The organism is Sebaldella sp. S0638, from assembly GCF_024158605.1.
Classification (GTDB): domain Bacteria; phylum Fusobacteriota; class Fusobacteriia; order Fusobacteriales; family Leptotrichiaceae; genus Sebaldella.
Map to the genome: position 1 here is coordinate 1 of NZ_JAMZGM010000185.1, position 3,962 is coordinate 3,962.

8 protein-coding genes are annotated in these 3,962 nt (G+C 29.3%); 6 read left to right on the forward strand and 2 right to left on the reverse strand.

Going from position 1 to position 3,962, the window contains the following annotated elements; genetic code table 11:
• The first annotated feature begins 181 nt into the window (after window positions 1-181).
• Entirely contained in the window at window positions 182-463 is a 282-nt protein-coding gene (locus tag NK213_RS19010) for a hypothetical protein (RefSeq protein ID WP_253352198.1), read from the forward strand.
• 102 nt (window positions 464-565) lie between these two features.
• On the opposite strand, the gene NK213_RS19015 is transcribed toward NK213_RS19010, so the two are convergent.
• Both NK213_RS19015 and NK213_RS19020 read right to left on the reverse strand, forming a co-directional pair.
• The gene (locus NK213_RS19015) at window positions 566-733 is read right to left on the reverse strand and encodes a hypothetical protein (RefSeq protein ID WP_253352200.1); all 168 of its coding nucleotides are present in this window, start codon (window positions 731-733) and stop codon (window positions 566-568) included.
• Between the two features lie 361 nt (window positions 734-1,094).
• Window positions 1,095-1,337 carry a hypothetical protein gene (locus NK213_RS19020; protein ID WP_253352202.1) on the reverse strand — a complete coding sequence of 81 codons (243 nt, stop codon included), beginning with the start codon at window positions 1,335-1,337 and terminating at the stop codon, window positions 1,095-1,097.
• Window positions 1,338-1,514: 177 nt separating this feature from the next.
• Here NK213_RS19020 and NK213_RS19025 point away from each other — a divergent pair, with 177 nt between their 5' ends.
• The 5 genes from NK213_RS19025 to NK213_RS19045 all read left to right on the forward strand — a co-directional run.
• The gene (locus tag NK213_RS19025) at window positions 1,515-2,180 is read left to right on the forward strand and encodes a LexA family transcriptional regulator (RefSeq protein WP_253352204.1); all 666 of its coding nucleotides are present in this window, start codon (window positions 1,515-1,517) and stop codon (window positions 2,178-2,180) included.
• A 115-nt stretch (window positions 2,181-2,295) separates the two neighbouring features.
• Entirely contained in the window at window positions 2,296-2,514 is a 219-nt protein-coding gene (locus NK213_RS19030) for a hypothetical protein (RefSeq protein ID WP_253352205.1), read from the forward strand.
• Between the two features lie 422 nt (window positions 2,515-2,936).
• The gene (locus tag NK213_RS19035) at window positions 2,937-3,236 is read left to right on the forward strand and encodes a hypothetical protein (protein WP_253352207.1); all 300 of its coding nucleotides are present in this window, start codon (window positions 2,937-2,939) and stop codon (window positions 3,234-3,236) included.
• Between the two features lie 133 nt (window positions 3,237-3,369).
• The gene (locus NK213_RS19040; RefSeq protein ID WP_253352210.1) at window positions 3,370-3,672 is read left to right on the forward strand and encodes a hypothetical protein; all 303 of its coding nucleotides are present in this window, start codon (window positions 3,370-3,372) and stop codon (window positions 3,670-3,672) included.
• Between the two features lie 21 nt (window positions 3,673-3,693).
• The coding region (locus NK213_RS19045; RefSeq protein ID WP_253352212.1) for a hypothetical protein at window positions 3,694-3,962 on the forward strand (269 nt) is incomplete at its 3' end.

Sequence of the window (3,962 nt, forward strand, 5' to 3'; positions counted from 1 at the left end):
TGTAATTCCTCGTCATCTACCATAACTGTGATATATCCCTTTGCTCTGCCGTCTTTTATGTTTAGGGTAGAGTAGTCGAGGTCTGCGTTGTATATTAATTCTTTGATTTCTTCTGGTGTCATTTCATCAACTCCTTTTGTTTTATGGTATAATAGCCTATATATTATTTTTGGAGGTATTTATGCAATTTACTGATTTAGAACACATTGATATAGAAATATTGAAATATATAGCCAAACATCAACCTATTAGTAAATCTATAGTTTTAAAAAATTTTCCTGAGGAAAAATATTCTACTGAATACAGAATCAACACATTAATGAATGGTTATATTTCAGAAGAAAAAGAAACAAAAGATAGTTCTGGTAGAAGAATTATAGTAGTTAATCGTCCTCTTGGGATATATACTCTCAATAAAGATGGCAATAGGTTTTTTCAAGATTTAAAAAAACTGAATTTATAAATAGGATGGAATTTTTAAAAAAATTCTCAATTGAAATAATGCGTTCAGTGTTTTGCCCCATTATTGTTTCTCTTATAACAACAGTTTTAGCAACAACAGTTTTTAAGGATTTTTTAAAATCTCTTTTTGAAGGTCTTTTTTGATCTCTTGCCTTTGTATTGTGAGATGCTCCTTTATTCTGTCGCATAGTCTGACAGTACAGAATGATGTTATAACAGATACAACTATAGGGATTATAATTCTAAGCATAGCTTTATCAATGCGATTCATAATTTCACCTACTTTCTATTGACTTTTTAGATTTTTGGGGTATAAAGTAATGCTAATAACAATTTTTGTGTTTCAAATCTTTCTGCCCACTTCGGTGGGTATTTTTTTATTTCCGTTTGAAAAGTGTACTAATGTCTATTCTAATTCAGAAGTTTTAGTTTATTCAGTATGATACAAGCATCTTGTTCAAGACAGTCTAACAAACGGACTTTGTCGTAATCTCTTTTTCTTAATGCCCTCTCGCGCTTTATTGCATATTCTCTAATGCTTTTTTCTAGGGTTGTAATTATTTGGGTTTCTTTTGGGGACATTTCTATAAGCTCCTTATTTCAAATTTTACATTTTTTTAAAATAACGGGGTTTATTGTTTATCAATTATTTCTGAATAATCCCACATGATTCCGTCAATTTCATCTTTTACTGATTCAAGTTCTGCAAGAAAACCCATAGCTTTTTCAGCTAATTCTAAAAGCTCACTGTCTTTGATTTTAAATGCACTTTCTAGGGTGTCTTCTATACTATCTGTTCCCTCGTTTTCCCATGCATCAATCATTTCTCTTATAATTTCCAGTCTTTCTTCTTCGCTTATTTCTTTGTTATCCATGTTATCATCTCCTTATATTAGTTTATTTACTTTTCAGTTTATCTATAAACATAAAAGTTTACAAAAGGTGTAAATTTTTTATCTTGTTAATATTATAAACTTTTTTATTTACAATGTCAATATTTTTTTTGCAAAAAAACAAAAAAAAAGGTAAAATGTTTATAAAAAGGAGATGTTATGTTAGAAACAAAAGATTTATTGAAGAAAATCCGTGAAGAATATGGTTACAGTGTATATGAAATGGGAGAAAAACTTGGAGTTTCACAAACACAGGTTAACCAATTAGAGAATGGTAATAAAAATATTACCGAAAAATATATAATGAAAGTGTGTGAAGTTTTCCCAACTTACAAAAAACAACTAATGAAAAGTTTTTACTTGGGGCAACTTAAAAAAATAAGAGAGAAAATTCCAGAAGGAATAGAAATTCTTAAAACAGAAAATATAGAAGCGGAATTACCTCTTTATATTGCGAGCGCTGGAACAGGTTTATTAGCAATGGATGAGGATGAAAAAACAATAAAATTAACTTTGCCACCAGAAATTGTAAAAATAAAAAATATTTTTTCTGTGATAGTTCATGGGGATTCAATGCTACCAGAATATAGAGATAGAGATGTGTTAATTTTAGATCCAAATTTTTATACTTATGTAGAATTAGCTGATCAAGATGTTGTGATTCAGAAAAATGGCGAAAGATACATAAAACAATTAAGATTCAAAAATTTCGAACCTTACCTATATAGCTATAATGAAATATATCCGCCTATACCTTGTTGCGAAGAAGACGAAGTAAAGATATTAGGGGTTGTTATATTTATGCAAAGAAAGAAAAAAATTTAAATATCCATATCGGATATTTTTTTGTTGACTTTGTAAATTTTTTGGTTTATAATTTGTTATAAACAAATTTTTTTATTCTATTTATAAATAAAAAAGTTTATAAAGGAGGAAGAAGATGAATTTAAAAGAGCAATTCATTGAGTTTGATTCTGAAATCAAATTAAAGTATGGGAACAGAAAAGAATTTTGCAAAAAATTTTCTCTTAATTATCATGATATAAATAATCTGTTTGGAAGAATCATTAGGGAAGAAGTGAGACCAAGAGTAGATATAGTCGAAATGGTTTCAAAGCCCTTAGGTTATAACTTGACATTCGTCAAGACCAAAGACTAATCGCCCCCCTAAACAACCTTGAGAAAGGCGAGGGTGCTTGTATTCCAATCCTAGTCGAAATTCTAAACGACCTAGGGAAGAAATTGGTTATTGTGGATAAATAAAAAGCCCCAATGGGGCGAGGTATACATTTAATGTATAAGTCGAGTTATCACCACAAAAAGAATGATGATATACCACTTAATCATAGTATACCTCCAATTAGTTGAATGTTGGCTCGCGAAAGCCACAAAACATTATAACAAATGAAAAATAAAAAAGCCAGATAAAAAATATCCAGCTTTTTTTCGCGATTTACACCAACTAATTGTTTTCACTGTTATTATACCAAATCTATGGAAAATGTCAAGAGGGTAAAACGACTATAGGCGACTGAGTATGCCATAAAAGTGCTTAAATAGATGAGTAGAGAGGAGAAAAGTATGGCTAAATATAAGGAAATCAAGTTTACTGGAGAACATGAAAAAATAGGGAGACTTTTAACAGATAAAAAAATCACAAAAGAAGAACTAATGTTACTGTTAAATAATGTGGAAATAAAAGATGTGGAGATTTCAGTTAAGAAAAATGATTGGAAAATATGTGAAACAGGAAATAAAATTTTGGATTTTCTATTTTTATCAGAGTATCGATACACAGGTAACGAGAAAGAAGAAATAGTGTTGGGAGTATTGGAAGCTTTGAAAAGAGCAAATAATTGTAATGTAAGAAATCCAATGTGAGTATTAAATTGCCCGAATCATCTAAGGGAGGAATAAAATGATAAAAACAATACTAATAAGTATAATAACAGCATATATAACATCCAAAGTATATGATTGGATAAAAAGGGAATAAGAGACTGGAGGTGTAAAAATGGAACCACTTAAATTATCAGAAATACAGGAACTAAGTCCGTTAAACAAACTGGAAAATAAGAATTATGAAGAAATAACAGTTTATGCATCAGAATTACAGAATGTATACTATAAATTAAAATCAGCAGTAAATATACTAACAGAGTGTTCCGGAATAGAGTTACCGGACGAAGAAATTGAAACAGTGATGAGTTTTTATGGAAAGAGCTTTCTTGAAATATACAGATACATAAATAAACTGGAAGAATATATTTTAAATAAAAAAGAGTTATTGAAAGAGATCGTGGTAAGAGGACAATAAAAGTCTGAAAGGAGCAAAATAATGACAAAATCATTAGAAGCAACAATGTATATAGAAGAATTAAAAAGTAAGATTAAGCTGTTGGAAAATTTACGTTATTCGTATGATGAAGAAGATCAAAAAGAATTATCGGAAGAGATATTAAAAGCAGCAGAGAATTTGAAGAAAGTATTTAATAAAACTTTAGAGGGAGAAAATTCAGACAGTTTAACTGGAAAAAGAGAAATAGAAGTAAAATCTTGTGTGGTATTGGGAATGACATATTCAAAGAAAGAAATTTTGCTGTTTGA